The sequence below is a fragment of the Shewanella profunda genome, assembly GCF_023283765.1.
GTDB classification, from domain to species: Bacteria; Pseudomonadota; Gammaproteobacteria; order Enterobacterales; family Shewanellaceae; genus Shewanella; species Shewanella profunda.
Genome location: NZ_JAKILG010000006.1, coordinates 13832 through 33393, shown reverse-complemented (window position 1 = coordinate 33393; position 19562 = coordinate 13832). Strand labels below are relative to the sequence as shown.

The window sequence follows — 19562 nt, the reverse complement described above, 5'->3', positions numbered from 1 at the left end:
TCCTATCCTTAGCATTTTCTTGGTAGCCAACCTATGACCACAGCAACGCCCAATGTCACCGATCTTAAACTGAAACGTAAATCACGCATTCTAGAAATCAGTTTCGACAATGGTGAGCAATATCAGCTCAGCTGCGAGATGCTCAGAGTCTACTCACCCTCGGCCGAAGTGCATGGTCACGGCAATCCAAAGCTGGTCACCCACAAGAAAAACGTTAATATCAGCGCCATTGAACCCGTAGGTAACTACGCGGTAAAAATCGTCTTCGATGACGGCCACGACACAGGCCTATTCTCGTGGAAAGTGCTCTACGATCTCGCCACCCACCAAGTGGATCTATGGGAAAAATACCTCGCCCGCCTACGCGCCGAAAAAGCCTCCCGCGAACCGCTGATCGCGATGAATATAAAGTACAACTAGTATGTTAGGTAAATGAGTGCTAATTAATCCTGTATATGTTTTAACTCAATATACTGGGATGCTAGCTATGGGTGGCTCGTTAAATTAAGTGGCATTACAATCAACTGAAAATGTTTGAGAGTATTGTGTCAGAGATTAAGCACTGCTACTCCAGTGACTCGCCGACTTTGATTTTAAAATAAGTCATCCCTATAGGCTCGACGGCGGCATCTGCTGCATATAGAAGTGCGAATGCCGCGATCACATGGTCAATGATGTTCCAGACATCATAGTGACATCTGACCCATATCCCTATGGGTTAGATGTGAAAGAGCGGCGATACCGCCAACGGTCACTTCCATCACAATGCTTAACTCAGTAAATCCCTACATCTGCATTAACTCTAAAGACAGGAAATTTAACAATGGGTGGCTCGTTAATTTTTTATGCTTGTTTTTGCAAAAGAACTGAAAATATTTGAGAGCACTGTGCAATAGATTAAGCACTGTCATTCCAGTGACTCGCCGTGAATATATCCCTATAGGCTCGACGGCGGCATCCATGCCGCCAACGGTCACTTCCATACCAGTGCTTAATTCAGTTAATCCCTACGTATGCATTAACTCTAAAGACAGAGAATTTAACAATGGATGGCTCGTTTAAATTCCATAAGGTCTACAGCCGTAGAGTAACTGTTGAATTAAGTTATTTACCCGCATTTTAATCTTGATTTAAAAAATCTAAATGGAGTAATTTTATTTTAAATGCCTCATCGCCCAAACTTATCTGCCAGCGATGTTCCATAAAGTTAAGTAAACTTAGTCCTCTTTCTAACACTGCCTCCGGCATCCACTCGTTATATTGAGCAATCTCATTTTCAGATGCAGAACCATTATAGTAACCAACACCATTACCGTTATTCTTTTTGTCATCAAAGCCATCATTTTTCAAGCTCGAGTTTTTCGAACGACTTAAAGGTACTAAATTACCTAAAGAATTAGCTAACAATATCGTTTGATCTTTATCTAAATGTTCGAAACGTTGCAGCCAATAAGCATTATCTGGTGTTTGAGGAAAGATATGTTCAATAGTAATGCTATCGTTTTTAGTAGCTTTAAGATCCGTCCAACCTAGTTTATGAGAAAATTGCTTTCCACGAATAGTTAACCATTGATCATACTCATACAAAAAATAACGTAAGCCATCCCATTTAAAAAAACCACCTAGGCTAAGCTCATATTTCTCTGCTATATACGTCATAAATCTTTGTGGGTCATAATAACTATCAATCCAGTCATCGATAGTGGTAATAACAGAAGTAATACTTATGGAGTTAGTTGCCAACTCTCTTGCCATTGAGAAAAACTCTGAATCACCGGTATTTGACCGACGATGACATAATGAAAATAAGGTAAAATTATACCTTTCTGCGGCTATAAGTAGTTTATTGATATCTTCAATTGATTGCTTAGACACAAATGCGGCCAGCAATAATGGCCTAAATGCCCGAAAGCTTAATCGTTGTAAACGATCTAATAATAATTTGTTTTGCTCATTTTTATAATCCGTTAGTGAAAAATATGGATTATGGATGTAAAACCAGTGCCTAATAGACTCTTGCAAGCTAATCACATATTCGCTAATTTCATCAACAGTTACCCTATCTTCAGCCTTTTTTGGGTGAGTGACATTTCTAGCTGTAAATTTTTCGTTAAGTAAATAGACAATATAATCATCACCTTTGTTTCGACTATATTTAAAGTACATAGTCCAATGATTACGCAAAAATAAATCTTCGTTTAAAGGTGCTTCAGAATTTTTACCTAGATACTCATACATCGTCTTCCATGCACTGTTTACCTTATTGCGAAGCACCTCATGTCCTTCATGATCATGATATAACGTCGAAAGATAAATTAAGCGGTTTTTCAGCAGTTCTAAACTTGTTAGCGGTTTACCACGATTATTCATCGTCTCGAATGTTACAAAAACGTCGATCTCTTCATCAATTTCATACAAATTGTATTTCAACTTTTGCGTCAACTTTTTAAATATTAACGCAATGTCATCAGGCTCAAGATTAGAGAGTTGTTTTTTGAAATAGTTTTTTGCCGTGAGTAAGTTCTGAGTGTACAAAGTTTCTTGATGTAAGTTACTGTGCGAATGCTCACCAAAGATGGTTGTTTTAAGATACTCATCACTTGGATTATCTTTTTCATAGCCAAAGATAAAACTCTCACGCTGTCCATCATCGGCTTTAAATAATATGTACTGTTTACGGATACTTTCTAAGGATTGGTAATTGAGTTGAACACTCACGTCAACAGACTCAAGAATTGCCTGAATGAGTATCATAGATGTAGTTAAACGTTGCTGCCCATCAACAACGTAAAAAGGCTTAAACCCAACCCCCTCTATGATCCACTCATCTTGTTGCCACTTTTGCCATAGCTTAGCTTTAACCGGTTCGAGTGTTATAACACCGGTATAATGAACTCGAGCAGGATCAAGCTGTATGATATCTTCCCAAAAATCAGTCAGCTGCAATGTAGACCAAGCATAACCTCTCTGATAATCGGGAATACGTAAAATTCGGCGTTCAAATATGTCGTTTAGACTCTGTAATCTCATTTATATTAATCCTTTAGACACTAAATTAGTAGTAATACTGCTAAATCATTCCGTTTATATACTTAATTCAGACCTCTAGCCGTGGATGTCTTTGACATCAGTAAGCAGATTACCAAATTTGCCACAGTTTACTTTGACGCCATCATCTAAATCCAAACTAATTTTCTGTTCAGTAAAGTGTTTTAACTCTTAATTAAGAAAACAAGACACCACAACTTTTTTTGCTTTGTTAATGCAAAAAAACAACGCTAAAACTAAAGGAATACACCTTCCCCTGCGAAGTTGTCTAAATTCGCAGATAAAAATCATGGATGATGGCGCGGCCTCGGTGGACAAGGATGTCCCATCTGAGCCGAAGCAATTGGAGGGGTTTAGTGTTGGGTTGCTTAAGACTTAACCTAAGCTGGCTCTCACATCTGCAATTGTGATGAAGAGTTTATTTTCTGCGTCTTGAAATGCTTGGAACCCATAGCGTTCATAGAAGTGTTTTGCACCATCTTTGGCATCAACAATCACAACGGGAAAGGCCACACTATCACTCGCGGCTAATAGCTTTCGCAAAGCATCAATCAGTAACCATTCCCCAAAGCCTTTGCCTTGGTAGTGTTCATCGACAGCTAAGCGGGCAATCAGGCCACCGGAGGTCGATGATAAGTGCTTTTTCTGTAACTTTTCGGGTAAAGCCTTAAGGTCGATAGGCGTCATGGTTAAGGTATAAAAGCCGATGATAAAGGCGTTATCCTGCTCATCTTCTAACACGAAAGTCCGGGTGTTATCTTTCTTGGCTTGCTGACTTGCCATCACTTTCAAATAGTTATTAAGAGCTTCAATGCCGCAGTTGAATCGGTTTCTATCGTGTTTATCCCTATCGAGCAGTACCGTATCCATCATTGAGCTTTGTTCTCATAACGTGCAGAAGCCGCTGTGAGTTTAGCATTTGCCACTGCTGGTTTATCGAGCGCTTCCATCAGTAATATAGCGTCAGCTTGGCTTAGCTTAAGCGACTGCTCGCGTTCAATCACTTGTTTGGCCTTTTCGATGGCTGCGCTTAACACAAATGAGTTAATGCTAGACATCCCCGCGAGTGCGGCCGCCCTTGTGAGTAAGTCTTGTGTTTCGACATCCACTCGCGCGGTGATGCGAGGTAAAGTAGTCGCCATAATCTTGTCTCCTGTTGTGTCAAACTGTCACACGGATATTATGGTGTTAAAGTGCACAAGAAGCAATTATTGTGTCACTTTGGCACACGATCGTAAAAGTAAGGAAGTAGAACAACCTAAGCGGTATGCGCTAAGCACAACCATAGAGGTGGATCGCACTGTTCAACGGAAGCGGGGAAACAGTAAGATTGAGTATCGGGATACGAAGACCTTGATTGAATTAAGCACTGGCATGCAAGTGCTTAATCGCTGATGCATAATCCGTTGTAACACAACCTGCTTATCGAAAAATTAGGCAGGAATACCTTTCCCAACATGTTGCATTCTGGTTTAACTTAATTTAACAAACTGTCCCTTGTTAAATTGTCTAAATTTCCAAACTTTAGATACCCAAAAGCTGGATTCCCGCTCAAAACATTGCGGGAATGACGGTTAAAAAACGTCCCTTTACGCTGATCCCTACTGCCCACTAAACCGTAACCTTAACAGCGAAAATCATTCAACCAGAGTCCAACAAATGCAATTTAATACAGTGCGGCTAATTTTAGGCGATCAACTCAATGCCCAGCATTCTTGGTTTAACCGTGTTGATGACCAAGTACTGTATTTGATTGCAGAATTGCACCAAGAAAACACTTATGTGACGCATCATGTGCAAAAAATATGTGCCTTCTTTGCGGCAATGGCGCAATTTGCCCAAGAGCTTCGCGCGCAAGGGCATCAAGTGCTCTATCTCACCCTTGATGACACCCAAGGCTTTAGCGATCTACTGGCGCTAATTCAACATCAAGTGGCACAAGTTGGCGCGATTAAGTTTGAATACCAAAGGCCTGATGAATATCGCCTACTTGAGCAATTGAGTCGGCTTAAGCTCAACACTGCAGTGGTTAACTGTGCCGATACAGAGCACTTTATCTTGCCCTTTGACGAAATCGATACGCAGTTTCCCGTCGGCAAACACATTATGATGGAGCACTTTTATCGCCGCATGCGTAAACGCTTCAACATATTGATGCAAGACGGAAAACCACTCGGCGGGCAGTGGAATTTTGATGCCAGCAACCGTCAAAAGCTTAAAATGCAGGATATAAAAATCCTGCCAGCGCCATTGATGTTTAGCCTAGATGTGACTGAGATCCTCGCTAGGCTTAAGCGTCATCAAATTCCGACCATGGGTCGCATTGATGTGCCTTTGCTGTGGCCGATTAACCGCGAGCAAAGCCTAACTCTATTGACGTATTTTTGTCAGGTTTGCCTGCCTTCCTTTGGCCGCTTTCAAGATGCTATGACAGAGCAACATCCTGCTAAATGGAGCTTGTACCATAGTCGACTATCATTCAGCCTTAACAGTAAATTAATCAGCCCGTTAGAAGTCATCAATGCGGCCATCGAGAGTTATCAAACGAATGTTGAAATTGATATCGCCCAAGTTGAAGGATTTGTGCGGCAGATATTAGGTTGGCGAGAATACGTTCGCGGCATTTACTGGGCGAATATGCCGCAGTACGCCAGCACTAACGCGCTCGATGCCCATGGGACGCTGCCCGATTATTTTTGGCATGGCGACACTAAGATGAACTGCATGCGACAAGCCTTATCCCAATCATTAGATTTTGCCTACGCCCATCATATTCAGCGCTTAATGGTGATCGGCAATTTCTGCTTGCTAACGGAAATCGCGCCTAACCAAGTCGATGAATGGTATTTGGGTGTATATGTTGATGCCATTGAGTGGGTTGAAATGCCCAACACTCGCGGTATGGCACTGTTCGCCGACGGAGGCATAGTCGGCACTAAACCCTACGCCGCCAGTGGCTCATACATTAATAAAATGAGCGACTACTGTAGTGGATGCCATTACAAGATCAAAGAGCGCAGCGGCACTCTTGCCTGCCCGTTCAATAGCCTTTATTGGCGTTTTATGGACAAACACCGTGCTCGACTGTCTCAAAACCCAAGGATTAGCATGCTGTACAACACATGGGACAAGATGGATGAGTCCGTAAGAAGCGCCATATTAACCACAGCCGAACACAATCTTGCCAATCTAAACCGGTTATAGCGGCATATTTTATAGCGGCACATTGACCATGGAGAGTTTGTTATGTAAGTACTTATCGTCGGCGGGAGTGGGGGTATTGGCCACGCCATGGTTAAGCGAATCCAAGAAAGCTATCCCGACGCCACTGTGCACGCCACCTACAGGCATCATGTTGGCAAAGCACTTTGCTAAATCATTAACACAAAGCCATTCGGCAATATTTGTGGTGATATCGGCGCAATTGCCGCCCCAGGGCAATAGAGCCTAGGCTTATCTTGAGCTAACAGCATTTACTCAGGTATAACAGAGCAGGAGATAGCCAACTTATCCCCCCAAACCACCAGCCCAAAAGGACAAGTCAAATTCCAACCTATCTTCATGCGGTTTAAAGCCCAGCAAGTTCTCAATAATCATCAAACTTTTAGGCAAATCGGCATCGGATCTACGATAGCGTTTTTCAATCCCATATACTCTCGCATACACGCTAAACTCCTATTGTTTGTAAACACCCTTAAACTAATGACATTTGTCATGCGAAAGCCATGACCTTTGTGTCTGCACTTATGCTGTCAAGTTTCTGATAATGAGTTCGTACCCAAGTAATGGGAAACTCACTCAATAAGGAAATACCATGAAAACATTACTGCTCGCCTCTAGCTTAGCCCTTATAAACACCTACTCGTTTGCAGCAACACCATCAAACGCCAACATCACCAGCGTAGATGCGGCGGCCAATTCGATGAACATAGCTAAATTGCAGCAATTGAGTGCCAGCACCCAAGACTACGATCAAGCTTACGCACAGTATCGCCTCGCAATAAGCGCCAATGTGATGGGGCAAAAATCCCTCGCTGATAGCGCACTGACTTCGGCTCAAACCACCTTAGAAACCTTAGAAGCAAGCCAAGCCAATGCCGAATCCCTTGCGCTATTATCTTCCGTCTATGGTATGCAAATCGCCTTAGACGCTAGTAAAGGCGCAGTGCTGGGTATGAAATCAGCAAAGGCGATTGCAAACGCAGAGCAGCTAGAGCCACAAAACCCTCGGGTTGCCCTAGTAAAAGCGATTGCGGCCTATAACACACCAGCGCTCTTTGGAGGTAGCATGCAAAATGCAAAAACCTTAGCCAGCGCAGCGATAGAAAGATTCGCCTTACCCTGCGATAACATCTGTTGGGGTGAAGCCGAAGCCTATACGTGGCGAGGGCTAGCTAAACAGGAGCTTGGCGATAGCCAAGGCGCAATTGAAGATTGGCAGCAAGCACTGAAAGTACAAGCTGATTACGGTTGGGCTAAGTTTTTGCTTCAACAAAATCAGCAATTAAGTGCAAAATAATCCACAGTAATAAACAGAAACCTATGGCGCTGAACACAGCGCCTATCACTTGGCGAGATAAACCAAAACAGATGCTATCAATGATATCCAACAACCAGCACTGTGACACAGAGGCGCTATGACGAGCACTCCCCTGCAAATTGAACGAAAACTCGCATGGATATATCTGATAAATTTAGTTTTTTATCTTATCCCTTTGTTCATTAATACCAACCCTGTATGGAAAATCGCCTTAAGTTTAGCTGTGCTCGTTCCCTTTATTGCCAGCTATTTTTGGGCCTATAAATGCAACTATCGCAGCGCTTATAAACCTATTCTGGTAATGGTGATCATCGGAGCCGCCATTACCCCCATCAACCCCGGTTCTATCTCGTTGTTCACCTTTGCTGGATTTTTTATCGGTTTCTTTTACCCGTTAAAAACCAGCCTAGTTGCCTTGTTTGGCCTAGTCGGTTTGCTGTTTGGCTTAAATGAAATATGTAATTTTGGCAATTTCTATTTTCCATTGCGCTTAAGGCAGAGCTAGCCAAAAAACTTATCGCAAAACAAGAATATGAACTCGCATCAACTCAACTTGTTGAACTAGGGCAAATCGCGAGGGAGAGTTTAAGCCAAATTCGCCATACCGTTTCAGACTACAAACACAAGGGATTGGAAAGTTGCGTAACACAACTTTGTAAATTATTAAGGGATAAGGGGTTAAGCGTCGAACTCAATGGTGATATCCCCAAACTACCCGCTAGAATGGAAAGCCAACTTGGTTTAATCCTCACCGAGCTTGTTAATAATATTCTGCGTCATAGTGGTGCAAGCGAATGTTATATCAACTTTTCTAAGCAATCGGATCACCTGCTCGTCGAAGTCAATGATAATGCAATGGCTAAACCCTTTGTTGAAGGCAATGGTCTCACAGGGATCCGCGAACGCTTAGATAACCTAGGAGGTAGCTTGAGCTATAATCTCGACCACGGATATACCTTTAGCGTTAGTTTACCTTTGCAGGGAGAAGCAACTTAATGAACATTTTACTGGCTGAAGATCAAGCCATGGTGCGTGGGGCTCTCGCCGCACTGTTAACCCTTGCAGGTGGTTTTAATATCACCCAAGCCAGTGACGGCAATGAAGCCTTAAGTTTGCTCAAACAACAGCACTTTGATCTACTGCTCACGGATATCGAAATGCCGGGGCGCACTGGCCTAGAACTCGCGAGCTGGCTTAAAGATCAACAAAGCCAGACTAAGGTCGTGGTTATCACCACCTTTGGCCGCGCAGGTTATATTAAACGCGCCATAGAAGCTGGAGTGGGTGGTTTTTTGCTAAAAGATGCTCCCTCAGAAACCTTAGTCAATGCGATTCAACAAGTCATAGCAGGTAAACGGGTGATCGATCCCGAGCTTGCTATGATGGCTATTGGCGATGTTGATCCCCTTAATGATAAAGAACGCCGCGCCCTACGCCTTGCCAGCGAAGGCAAATCCACCGCCGATATTGCCGACACCCTGTTTATCGCCGAAGGTACTGTGCGCAACTATTTATCCGAAGCCATAGCCAAGCTTAATGCCAGCAATCGAATCGATGCGGCACGTATCGCCAAACAAAAGGGCTGGTTGTGATCTTAACGATCAGGCAGATAAATCCTTTTTCTTTTAACTGGATGATAACGCTTAATCAAATACTGCTAAATTCCATACCTTAGAAGAAGTCGCTACTTCAAATACCCATTCTCACTGACTGGTTTTTTGAGCAGCTTACGTTGCAGTGTGCGACGGTGCATCCCTAGCTGGCGGGCAGTGGCCGACACATTCCCCTGATTCACATTGAGCACTTGCTGAATATGCTCCCACTCTAAGCGCTTAGGGGTGAGCGGCGAGTCATCAATCTCATCCTCTTGCAATGGATGGAAATGGGTATCCATATCCAGTGCAGCAAGCAGAGTTTGGGTATCTACAGGTTTAGCCAAATAATTATCGGCGCCGAGGCGAATAGCCTCCACCGCAGTGGCGATACTGGCGTAACCCGTGAGCAAGACCATAATCACCTTGGGTAGCAGATTACGCAGCGGCACAATTAAACTCAGCCCATTGGCTTCGGCAAGCTTCATATCAAGCAGAATATGGCTTGGGCGAAACTCCCGCGCCACCAGCAGTACGTCGCTGGCATCATGGATTAGACGACACTCAAAGCCATGGCGCGTGAGGCGTCGCCCCAAAATACTCGCAAGGGCTTGGTCGTCATCAACAATTAATAATTGTTTCATGGTGTTACCTTATCGACCAAGGTTGTCTTATCCAATGGGTTAGTTTCTTGTCCCGCTAAAACCGTAAAACGAACTTGGGCAACTGTCCCACCCTGCGTATGATTGGCCAGTACTAACCGTGCGCCTAGCCGTTCAAAACTGGCATGGCTGAGTAACAGCGCTACACCTAATCCCTTAGGGCTTTCAACGAGTAACGTACCGAGTTGAGGCAATAATGATGGCGCAATCCCAGCGCCATAATCACGGATCTGCAAATAAATTTGCCCTTCATTTGGCTCGGTATCCACACTGATGTCCACCTGCGCCACACCGATAGTTTCGGCACTGGCGCGGGCGGCATTTTCAATCAAGGCCATTATCGCAGGTGCAAGGCTCATATCGGTCAAAATCTGCACTCCAGTTAACTGCGAAGGTTTGCAGGCAATCTGCCAATTGAGTTCCGTTTGCGGCATAAGTAATGAGGTTTTCTGTTTAAGTCCATCAATAAGCTCACTTAATGGCAATGGGCGCTGACGACGGTCGCGGATCGATTCAGTGGCTAAACGTAATTCGGCAAGGGTTTGTTCGCAGCGCCCTAGGGCGGTTTCCATCTCGCTGACGTTGGCGGATGCATCGTCACTTTCCTCTTTAACTTCATCCAGCAATAACCTTAAGGTTGAAAGTGGTGTAGCCAGTTGATGTGTCATTTGGGCTGATGCAATACCGAGTGCGAGTAGCTGTTCTTGCCGCAGTTGCCCCTCTCGCATAAAGGCCAATTGCGCATCCTGTCGGCGCATGCGTTTAGTGATCAGCGCGACACTGGTCGTCATCACTAATGCCGAAATCACAAAGTTAAACCACATGCCTAAATAGTGGGAACTCATGTCCATACCGTGGTGCTGCATTTGCGACTCTGGCACAGTAAAAATCATCAGACTGTAGGCCAAAGTTGACATAGCCGTCAGTGCCCAAGGTGCCCAAATCGGTAAAGTGACGGCGGCCAACGCGATAGGCAATAACAACAGCGAGATAAAAGCATTGGTAGCGCCACCGGAAAAATACAGCCAAGAGATCCAAAATAGCGTATCTAACACTAGGGCAATAAATAAACCACTTTCTTTTGTGAACAATGGCTTACGTAACACTAGTGTGAGTGACAAATATAAAGTCTCCAACACTAACACATGTACTAAAGGCTCCATCTGCAAGCTAAGGCCAAAGGTGTCGGCAGCAAAAGTAGTTAAGCCAATTTGCAGTAGCAAGCCCAAAGTACGCAGCAACGCAACTTGGTCGGCGGCTGGTAAACTTGTACCCAAAATCTTAGTCATTGCAACACCTATAACAGTAGCTAGGTTATTAAGCCTTAAATTCTAAAAGCTTTTCATATTCAACGCACTTGTTTACTTTTACTATTCCGTTTAAACATTAAACGGGTTTATGTTCAGAGGTTTCAGGCAGAGTTACACCTGAATCTAAAGCCGGTGGGGAGATATTGTTTGATAATGCCTCATCATCTTCGGTTTTAGTCGGCGAAGTTCGATTAAAAATAGGCGGTTGAGATTGTGATTTGGTTTGCTTCTTTTCTGTATCCTGCTGATCCCAAATCCCCTGAGTAGGTTCAACCACAGCAATACCATGGGTGCTTGAGTTAGATTGCAAATTCGGTTTTTTAGGCTCAATCACCGCACTTGCTTGGCGGATCTCGGCCGTCAGTTCACCCACGTATCCTTTTAGCGAGTGAGCTTTGGTCCAACTGCCAAAATACATAGCGCCCAATAGCACTGAGCTACAAAGTAAAATCGAGATAATGGTGGATTTGCTCATAAACAGGCTTCCTTAGCACAAGCGATACACGACTCCCTTCGTCGGAACTTAGATGACGACTCGCTATTCTTACCATTGTATAAACTGCCATACAATTTGTTTAACGCTATTGCGTTGAAACCGATATGGAAATAATGCTTTCCGTTAGACTAAAACTCAAACCCACTGCATTGAATATCGTGGCGAATACCGCTCACAGGATCGATAAACCGCAAACGCTGGGCCATTAACTTTAACGGCGTGGCAATATTATCTGGCCCTTTTGGCAGCAAGTTTGGATAAAATCTGTCGTTTAACAATGGCATACCTAGGCTTAGCATATGCACTCTCAGTTGATGGGTTTTCCCCGTAATAGGACTTAAATGGAATAATCCTAAGTCGTCTTTTATCGCCACCAGACTGATTTCGGAATGGCTATTCGCCTCACCTTCAACCACTTGCATAGTGAAACTCGGCTCACCTGGTTGCATGCGATTTTTTACCGTCCAATGCTGTGGTAAAGTTAAGCAGCCCTTTTGATATTGTTCAATAATCTCAGGGGGTAGCTTTGCAATCGCTTGATAATCCTTACGAATTGCATCATCGACAAAAAGTTGATGATAAAGATGGCGTGTTTCAGGCTGAATTGTCATCAAAATCACCCCTGCGGTTTCACGGTCTAACCTATGGGCGGGAGCGATAGTGTCAATGCCAGTACGCAATCTCAGTCGGTGCACTAAACATTCATTAACATAATTGCCGCTGGGCGTCACAGGCAAGAAATGCGGTTTGTAAGCCAAGATAACATTATCGTCTTGGAATAGGATGTGTTCTTCAAAGGGGACTTTTGTCTCAATCGGCACTTCGCGGTAGTAATACACCCTCGCCATTGGACGATAGGCCGTGTCTAACGCGATCAAACTTCCATCCCGCCAATGCACTTTTCCATCGAGAATACGCTGACGCCACACTTCTTCACCGATACGCGCAAAGTGTGTAGTAAGAAAAGCAAATACTGTGGGCTTGTCGGTAATATCCCGAGGCAGTACCACGTAGGAAGGTTGAGCGGCGCGGACAGTTAAGGTCATATGGAAAAAAAGCGGCTATTAGGAGCCGCTATTCTAGCGTTTATAGGCTTTTTCAGTCTACATGGGACTTGATCAGTTGCAACACAAAATCCAGCGTCTTATGGCAGTCAGGTTGATTGACTAACATCAATTTATCTTTGTTATACATGGGCAGAACCTCAAGCCAGCGCTGGCTAACCCAAGCCGCATCCTCTAGATGTACTTGGGAATAAAGCTCCAAAAGATCGGGGTTAACCTCGTAGAATTGCTCTAGGGCTGCGCTGATTAATTCAAACTCGCCTTTGATTGGCTCTTGCCGCCAATTACGGCAAGGCAAGGTACGCGACATCCAAAGCTTATCTTTAGCCTGCGCCGCCGAGAGTATACTCACCCGTTGTCGCCCCTCAAGCACAATGCTAAGAGAGTCATCCTCTAACTGATTAAAATCAATAATATTGCACTGGGTTGCCGTGGGATAACAGGGCGGATTTCCGCGTGGATTTGCCGCAGCAAAGGCTAAATGGTATTTCCCCTTTAGCACATCTGCGACCATTCGTAGATAACCGGGCTCTACCACTCGGACTTCAATCCTCCCCTGTGGCAGTAACAAGGCATCGCGCATAATTAACGCCATTTCTCGTGTTTGCATAGCAACCTCCCGCCCTCAAATAAAAGGAAACGGCCAGTAACTGTTTAGCATTCCCTATTAACTTAGAGTGTAGCAGCAGAAATAATTTCCTTCCTAAAGCTGCTAAGCGCAAAAAAACGACATGCATGGGATTTGTGTCATCAAAAATGCTCTCCACACTCGATTAAACTTTCCTAAGTTAAGCAACACCCCTTTGGTTTTAGTGGCGGCTTCTACTTCTTAGAAGCCAAATACACTTACTAGTGTTCTTATCCTTTGATAAAAAAACAGACCATTCAATGGTCTATTTTTTTATATTTAAACTTGATGTCTAAACCAAGGGGATCTGATTATAATCTGTCACAATTCATCCATTTCACTTCAGTCTATCGAGTAACAGATGATCGTTGATACCTTAGCTAACCGCCATATTTATCAAACCCTAAATCCCCGTATTGCGAGTGCGTTAGAGCATTTAGCGACTACTGACTTTAGTCTGCTACCCGTGGGCAATTATCCCCTCGATGGCGAGGATATTTTTGTGATAGTCAACGACTACCATACAAAACATCAATCGACTGAATCCTTTGAAGTGCATCAAAAATACATCGATGTGCAGTATGTTTTCAGCGGAGAAGAAGAGTTTGGTTACTTACCCTTAGCAGATCAAACACCCTCAAAACCCTATTTTGAAAAACATGACTACGCAGGGTTTGACTACGAGTCAAATAAAGCTAATGCCTCTTATATCAAACTCAAAGCGGGAATGTTTGCGTTATTTTTCCCAGGCGACATACATATGCCCGGCACAGGGGATCCTGCCACCGCAGTACGCAAGGTAGTGATAAAAGTAAAAGTTTAAGCCTTAACTATATTTGCCAAATTCAAGTTCGGTATCTTTTAGCTCAATAGCGACTTAAAGCCGTAGTGATATGCGCTTTGGCTATTTCCGAATCGGGCTAAATATTGTTAAAATTGCCACAAATTTATAGGAGAGTCCCTGAAATGCCCATTTACGTTGTCGGTCACAAGATCCCCGATTCTGATTCAATCTGCGGTGCTATCGCCTTAGCTTATTTAAAAAACCAAATCGGTGAAGAAGCCATTGCCGCACGTTTAGGTGAATTATCGCCCGAAACTGCGTTTATTCTGGAACGTTTCGGCCTTGAAGCACCGGAATACAAAACCAGCTACGCTGGCGAACAAGTCTATATCGTTGACCACTCAGAGCTGACTCAAGCACCGGATGATATCGCTAAGGCGACTATCGTCGGTATCGTCGATCACCACAAGCTAGGCGATCTAACCACAGATACACCGCTAGAATGCTGGATCCGCCCAGTCGGTTGCAGTAACACAGTGATCAAGATGATGTACGACTTCTACCAAGTGGCGATCCCTAAAAATATCGCCGGCATTATGATGTGCGCGATCCTCAGCGATACTGTGATTTTCAAATCACCAACCTGTACCACTGCTGATATTCGTTGCGTTGAAGCCTTAGCTGAAATCGCTGGCATTGAAGATTTTAAAGCACTGGGCATGGAAATGTTCAAAGTGAAATCCGCAGTTGAAGGCACACCAGCGCGCGATCTTGTCATGCGCGACTTTAAAGACTTCAATATGAACGGTCACTTAGTTGGCATCGGTCAGCTAGAAGTTATTGATCTGTCAGTATTTGATGGTATCAAAGCCGAGTTAGAAGCCGATATCAAAGCACTGAAAATTGAAGGTAATCGCCACAGCGTATTGCTACTGCTGACTGACATCATGAAAGAAGGCTCTGAGCTATTAATCGTGTCTGACGATGCGGACCTGACCCAACGCGCCTATGGCAAAGATACCATCGATGGCAAAGTGTGGTTAGACGGCGTATTAAGCCGTAAAAAACAAGTGGTACCACAACTGCAAGCCGCATTCGCTTAATTGTGATGAGAGATGCAAATGGCCGAACCAAGTTCGGCCTTTTTTATTATTGTAAAATCAGTGGCTAAGCCAACAGTTTTGGCTTTATACCAATAAGCTAATGCAAGCATGAAACTTTGCTAATAAATCTATTCAGCCTTAGAACTTCGCGAGTATGATGTCACTCATTCCAAGCTAATTTTATACCTTTATCCGATGCCTGAAGCACTACAACATATCATGAGTGAACTCACGCCATGGCTACAAGAGTATGGCTATTTTTTACTGTTTATCGCCATTGCGGTCGAAGGGTTTGGCATCCCAGCTCCAGGGCAATCGTTATTAATTGTGGCCAGTTTATTAGCGGCTACAGGACAAATGTCATTATCAGCTGTTCTGCTCGTTGCGGCTTGTGGGGCACTTTGCGGTAATAGTCTGGGATATTTTATCGGCTGGCGCTTCGGAGATGTGTTACTCAAAAAGGGTTGGATAAAACCGCAATTGGGAGACAAGATCCACAGCGTTATCGGTCAATATGGTATAGCCGCATTAATCCTGAGTCGCTTTGTCGAAGGCTTAAAACAATTTATGTTTATCGGCTGCGGGCTGGCGAAAATGCCACTTAAACCGTTTGTGATTGGCAACTGTCTTGCCACCAGCATTTGGGTGGCTATATTTGGTCTCGGCCCTGCGCTTATCCGTGATGAGATAACCCCAATATTGGCATTTTACCACCAGCATAAATATCCAACATGGGTCATTGTCAGCTTGATACTCGCCGCACTACTGATGTTAACTTGGCGCAAATGGCAGACGAAAAACCCACAGTAAACTGTTTATTATAAACTTTTACCTTAACACCAGAATAAACTGGCATTATAACGGACAGTTCATTTAGAGGTTAGATAGGACCACACAGGAAATTAATTTAAATCAATTAGTTAATTTAGTCTTTTAGTGAACTAAAGTAGTCACTTTTGCGTATACTAAACATCAGATATAAAGCAAGAAACCTAATATCAAAATAAGGTGTTATTAATGAATGTAATAAAACGTTTGTATTCAGGCTTCGCTGTGCTGTTGTTGATCATGCTTGGTATCACGCTCTTTGGTCTGTTCAAAATCAGCATAGCAGATCAAAATTTGACGGAGCTTTCCGAGCAAACTGCAGTTGAACAACGTCAAGCCATAAACTTCCGTGGTAGCGTTCATGACAGAGCTATTTCGATTAGAGATGTGGTTCTAGCTAAAGATAACGCCAAGTCAAAATTACACCAAGATGACATTATCCGCTTGAAGGAGTTTTACCAGAAAGCAGCTGTAACATTAGATGGTATGTATGCAAAGGTTAAGCACAATCCAGAAGAACAAAACCTGTTGCGATTGATAAAAGAAATAGAGACCTCAACCTTATCCTTAACCGAAAACTTGCTCGGTATGATCAACAATGGCCGTCAAGCTGAAGCAACCGATTATTTGATTACCACAGTTTCACCTGCATACAGTGAATGGCTTAAACGAATTAATAAGTTAATCGACTATCAAGAAGACGCAATCCAACATCAGGTTGCCTCTGCACGTGAGCAAACAAATAGTTTCCAGTGGATCATGCTGGTTGTTACTACTATTGCGATTATTATCGGCTCTCTGGTGGCGATTAGTACCGTTAATAGATTAAAGAAACTCGTCGGGGGCGAACCTGAATATGCCGCCTTCGTCATAAAAGAAATCGCATCTGGAGATTTAACGACACAAGTTAAATTCCATACTTCCGAAAGCATTTTAAGTGCTCTCAAAGATTTAACAGACCATATATCGGGGATCACTAAAAATTCGATAAAGGCTGCAAACGAGTTACTTTCGGCATCAAACGAATTATTGCTGACGGCAAAGTACAACGAAGATTTGCTCGGCAATCAAAAAGCGGCCACGGAACAAGGTGCAACGGCAATAAACCAGATGTCGTCGACGGTTGCTGAAGTTGCAAACCATACCAACGACGCCGCCGTCTTAGCACAAACTGCAATGAATGAATTCAATGCAGGGCAAAACGAAGTCAGCAAAACTCAGTCAAGTATTAATAAGCTTGCCGACAAAGTCAGCGAAGCCGCTGACGTTATCAATAATTTGTCGGAAGATAGCCGTCAGATAGGTACGGTATTGGAAGTCATTCAAAGTATTGCAGAGCAAACCAATTTACTCGCACTAAATGCCGCTATAGAGGCCGCAAGAGCGGGTGAACAAGGTCGTGGCTTTGCAGTGGTTGCTGATGAAGTTCGCAATCTGGCACGCCGCACTCAAGAATCTACTGGGCAAATTCAAACCGTCATTGAGAAGATGCAAAGCAGCTCAATGAACGCTGTAGCCGTGATGAATGAAGGTAAAGCTCAGGCTGAAATCAGTGTAGAGCAAGCAAAATGTGCAGGTGATTCGCTGAATGCAATAAACCTATCGGTTACAAAAATAAGCGATATGAATACTCAGATAGCAACCGCAGCTGAAGAACAATCAGTCGTCGCCTCAGAAATCAATCGCAATTTTAGCCAAATCACTCATTCAGCATCACTCGCAGAGGAACAAGCAAGTAAAATAACCATTGCAAGTCAGCAACTTGAAGAACTAGCAATAACCTTAGAACAGAATGTTAAGCAGTTCAAAACCGCGTAATCGTCTTCATCAAATAACCACCAGACTTGCAGATAACGTCAAGCGCAATCTGGTGGTTATTGTTTAATACTTAACGCCCTAACATAGGAACACTAACCAAGTAAGGTTAAGTTCTTGAGTCGCAAACTCCGTAATTTACTTAATGTTCTCAGGTTGAGGTTCAACATCTTCCTTGGGCTTAATCTCAGACTTTGGCTCAAGTTCAGGGTCGATGATTGGTGGCGGCGACTCTTCGGCTTCAGGAGACTCTTGCACCTCCGTCAGTGAACTTTGCTGCTTAGGTAAAGGTTCAACGATAACGACAGGCTCCTCTGGGACTGACACATCAGTTTCACCCGATGAGGGCGGCTCAGATGCAGGAGTTAATGTGCCAAGATCTTGGTTAGCAGGACTTTCGACTGCATGTTTAGGTAATTGATTTCGATACAAATCAATCATGTTCATCACCTCAGATAACGCTTTAGCATGAGCTGATGTGAGAATGCCATTATGCCCTGAGACAATCTCGTCCGATACGGCGAGCACCCATACGGCTTGCATATTGGCATCGGGGCAAGTTTGTACCGTGCGACGAGCCTGCAGACGCGCACGAACTTTCCAGCCCGAATGGGGCAGTGTCATCATACAGCCGGGAATTTGATCGTGAGCCATCAGTGCCGAAGGCATTTTCATTGGCGTGTTGCAGTTACCACCGGAGCATTTGTCGATATCGTGGGTAATTGCCCAAGAGTTGCCCACGGCGCGCTCCCCCTCTTTGATGTAATTAAAGGCCTCTTTTACCGCAAAATCGCCCTTAGATTGCAGCACAACCATGCTGGGTTTTTGCCTATCTAAACTCACTAGTCGATCTAAAGGTCGGTAGTCCTTCGCTGGCACTGCAGGGTTTAACAATAAAAATAAATTCGGATTATCCTGCCCATTATCAATAGCCGCTTGAATACGATCTTTACTGGCATGTAAAACCACTGAACCACCTAAGCTATGACCAATAACGGTGTAACGCAGTAATTGATGCCCAGAGACTAAGCCATCGAGCTTATCAAATAACTGCGACAATCCCTGCTGACCAATGCGTTTAGCGACTCGTTTACGTTGCAAAATAGTGGGGAAATCTATGGGCTCAATTTGGCTTGTTGCATCGTCCGAGCCATCGAGCCAAAAAGGATCGTACTTATCGCCACGCCAGCCGATATAAAGGCCTAATAAGTTGCGCTGTTTATCTGATGTTGCCATTTGCCGATAAAATTGTTCGAACGCAACAAAGTTTTCATCCTCTGGATTAGCACTATGGTGCCAGCCATGAACAAAAATCAGCAACTCGGGGGCGATGTCATTATGGGGCTGTAAGATACGATCCCGCAAACCTTGCCACTGTTTATCATCATGTGGTTGACCTTGATCATTAAATTCAATGACATGAAAATTTTGCTTGGCAATATCGGGACCGGGGATGTGATAAGCCTGATCGGGAATAAAAGGAAGTAAAACACAAAGAGATAACAGCATTAAAAGCAGTAACTTGTACTGAGTAAACTTCTTGAGGCTCATTTATAACAACATAATTAACGGCCAGACTAGGCCAATATAGACGTGCTGAAAGGGGCTAACAGCAAAATTGCCGAAATTATACGCTAACCCCATTGACCCAGCTAGTGCCTAATTCACTTTTCATATCAACTGAACATTTGA

The 19562-nt window shown here is 43.8% G+C and carries 18 protein-coding genes and 2 pseudogenes; 10 read left to right on the top strand and 10 right to left on the bottom strand.

Features of this window, described 5'->3' with window-relative positions; genetic code table 11:
* Positions 1-33: 33 nt before the first annotated feature.
* Positions 34-420 carry a gamma-butyrobetaine hydroxylase family protein gene (locus L2744_RS04955; protein ID WP_063883307.1) on the top strand — a complete coding sequence of 129 codons (387 nt, stop codon included), beginning with the start codon at positions 34-36 and terminating at the stop codon, positions 418-420.
* 699 nt (positions 421-1119) lie between these two features.
* On the opposite strand, the gene L2744_RS04950 is transcribed toward L2744_RS04955, so the two are convergent.
* The 3 genes from L2744_RS04950 to L2744_RS04940 all read right to left on the bottom strand — a co-directional run bounded on the left by L2744_RS04950 (position 1120) and on the right by L2744_RS04940 (position 4190).
* Positions 1120-3030, bottom strand: coding sequence for a DUF262 domain-containing protein (locus tag L2744_RS04950; protein ID WP_248990866.1), 1911 nt, complete (start codon positions 3028-3030; stop codon positions 1120-1122).
* Positions 3031-3423: 393 nt separating this feature from the next.
* On the bottom strand, positions 3424-3921 hold the full coding sequence (locus tag L2744_RS04945) for a GNAT family N-acetyltransferase (protein WP_248990865.1): 498 nt from the start codon (positions 3919-3921) through the stop codon (positions 3424-3426).
* Positions 3918-4190 carry a type II toxin-antitoxin system TacA family antitoxin gene (locus tag L2744_RS04940; RefSeq protein WP_248990864.1) on the bottom strand — a complete coding sequence of 91 codons (273 nt, stop codon included), beginning with the start codon at positions 4188-4190 and terminating at the stop codon, positions 3918-3920. The genes L2744_RS04945 and L2744_RS04940 overlap by 4 nt, the downstream gene beginning before the upstream one ends.
* Before the next feature lie 517 nt (positions 4191-4707).
* Between L2744_RS04940 and L2744_RS04935 the strand changes: the two genes are divergently transcribed.
* Together L2744_RS04935 and L2744_RS21635 are read left to right on the top strand one after the other, a co-directional pair.
* Positions 4708-6252 carry a cryptochrome/photolyase family protein gene (locus tag L2744_RS04935; protein ID WP_248990863.1) on the top strand — a complete coding sequence of 515 codons (1545 nt, stop codon included), beginning with the start codon at positions 4708-4710 and terminating at the stop codon, positions 6250-6252.
* A gap of 54 nt (positions 6253-6306) precedes the next feature.
* Positions 6307-6405, top strand: a pseudogene (locus L2744_RS21635) (short chain dehydrogenase); the annotation flags it as partial.
* Between the two features lie 150 nt (positions 6406-6555).
* Here the strand turns inward: L2744_RS21635 and L2744_RS04925 are convergent.
* Positions 6556-6714: a hypothetical protein gene (locus tag L2744_RS04925; RefSeq protein ID WP_248990861.1), complete on the bottom strand. Its 159-nt coding sequence runs from the start codon at positions 6712-6714 to the stop codon at positions 6556-6558.
* A 148-nt stretch (positions 6715-6862) separates the two neighbouring features.
* Here L2744_RS04925 and L2744_RS04920 point away from each other — a divergent pair, with 148 nt between their 5' ends.
* From L2744_RS04920 to L2744_RS04900, 3 genes and pseudogenes are all read left to right on the top strand, one after another.
* Positions 6863-7567 carry a tetratricopeptide repeat protein gene (locus L2744_RS04920; RefSeq protein ID WP_248990860.1) on the top strand — a complete coding sequence of 235 codons (705 nt, stop codon included), beginning with the start codon at positions 6863-6865 and terminating at the stop codon, positions 7565-7567.
* A gap of 118 nt (positions 7568-7685) precedes the next feature.
* Positions 7686-8584 (top strand): annotated as a pseudogene (locus L2744_RS21630) (sensor histidine kinase).
* On the top strand, positions 8584-9180 hold the full coding sequence (locus L2744_RS04900) for a response regulator transcription factor (protein ID WP_248990857.1): 597 nt from the start codon (positions 8584-8586) through the stop codon (positions 9178-9180). Before L2744_RS21630 ends, L2744_RS04900 begins: the two are co-directional and overlap by 1 nt.
* Positions 9181-9272: 92 nt before the next feature.
* Here the strand turns inward: L2744_RS04900 and L2744_RS04895 are convergent, their stop codons facing one another.
* The 5 genes from L2744_RS04895 to L2744_RS04875 form a co-directional block, all read right to left on the bottom strand.
* Positions 9273-9824 carry a response regulator transcription factor gene (locus L2744_RS04895; protein ID WP_248990856.1) on the bottom strand — a complete coding sequence of 184 codons (552 nt, stop codon included), beginning with the start codon at positions 9822-9824 and terminating at the stop codon, positions 9273-9275.
* Positions 9821-11131 (bottom strand): sensor histidine kinase, encoded by a 1311-nt coding sequence (locus tag L2744_RS04890; protein WP_248990855.1) that lies wholly within the window; start codon positions 11129-11131, stop codon positions 9821-9823. The genes L2744_RS04895 and L2744_RS04890 overlap by 4 nt, the downstream gene beginning before the upstream one ends.
* 97 nt (positions 11132-11228) lie before the next feature.
* On the bottom strand, positions 11229-11627 hold the full coding sequence (locus L2744_RS04885) for a hypothetical protein (protein ID WP_248990854.1): 399 nt from the start codon (positions 11625-11627) through the stop codon (positions 11229-11231).
* Positions 11628-11776: 149 nt separating this feature from the next.
* Entirely contained in the window at positions 11777-12694 is a 918-nt protein-coding gene (locus tag L2744_RS04880) for a pseudouridine synthase (RefSeq protein ID WP_248990853.1), read from the bottom strand.
* A gap of 52 nt (positions 12695-12746) precedes the next feature.
* Positions 12747-13322 (bottom strand): LON peptidase substrate-binding domain-containing protein, encoded by a 576-nt coding sequence (locus tag L2744_RS04875; RefSeq protein WP_248990852.1) that lies wholly within the window; start codon positions 13320-13322, stop codon positions 12747-12749.
* A gap of 379 nt (positions 13323-13701) precedes the next feature.
* Here L2744_RS04875 and L2744_RS04870 point away from each other — a divergent pair, with 379 nt between their 5' ends.
* From L2744_RS04870 to L2744_RS04855, 4 genes are all read left to right on the top strand, one after another.
* A complete protein-coding gene (locus tag L2744_RS04870; RefSeq protein ID WP_248990851.1) occupies positions 13702-14163 on the top strand; it encodes a NanQ anomerase/TabA/YiaL family protein in 462 nt (153 codons plus the stop codon).
* Between the two features lie 143 nt (positions 14164-14306).
* Positions 14307-15227 (top strand): manganese-dependent inorganic pyrophosphatase, encoded by a 921-nt coding sequence (locus tag L2744_RS04865; protein ID WP_248990850.1) that lies wholly within the window; start codon positions 14307-14309, stop codon positions 15225-15227.
* A gap of 195 nt (positions 15228-15422) precedes the next feature.
* On the top strand, positions 15423-16037 hold the full coding sequence (locus L2744_RS04860) for a DedA family protein (protein WP_248990849.1): 615 nt from the start codon (positions 15423-15425) through the stop codon (positions 16035-16037).
* A gap of 207 nt (positions 16038-16244) precedes the next feature.
* Complete coding sequence (locus L2744_RS04855; RefSeq protein WP_248990848.1) at positions 16245-17873, top strand: methyl-accepting chemotaxis protein; 1629 nt, start codon at positions 16245-16247, stop codon at positions 17871-17873.
* Between the two features lie 135 nt (positions 17874-18008).
* Here L2744_RS04855 and L2744_RS04850 read toward each other — a convergent pair whose 3' ends face one another.
* Positions 18009-19421 (bottom strand): thioesterase, encoded by a 1413-nt coding sequence (locus tag L2744_RS04850; RefSeq protein WP_248990847.1) that lies wholly within the window; start codon positions 19419-19421, stop codon positions 18009-18011.
* Positions 19422-19562 lie beyond the last annotated feature (141 nt).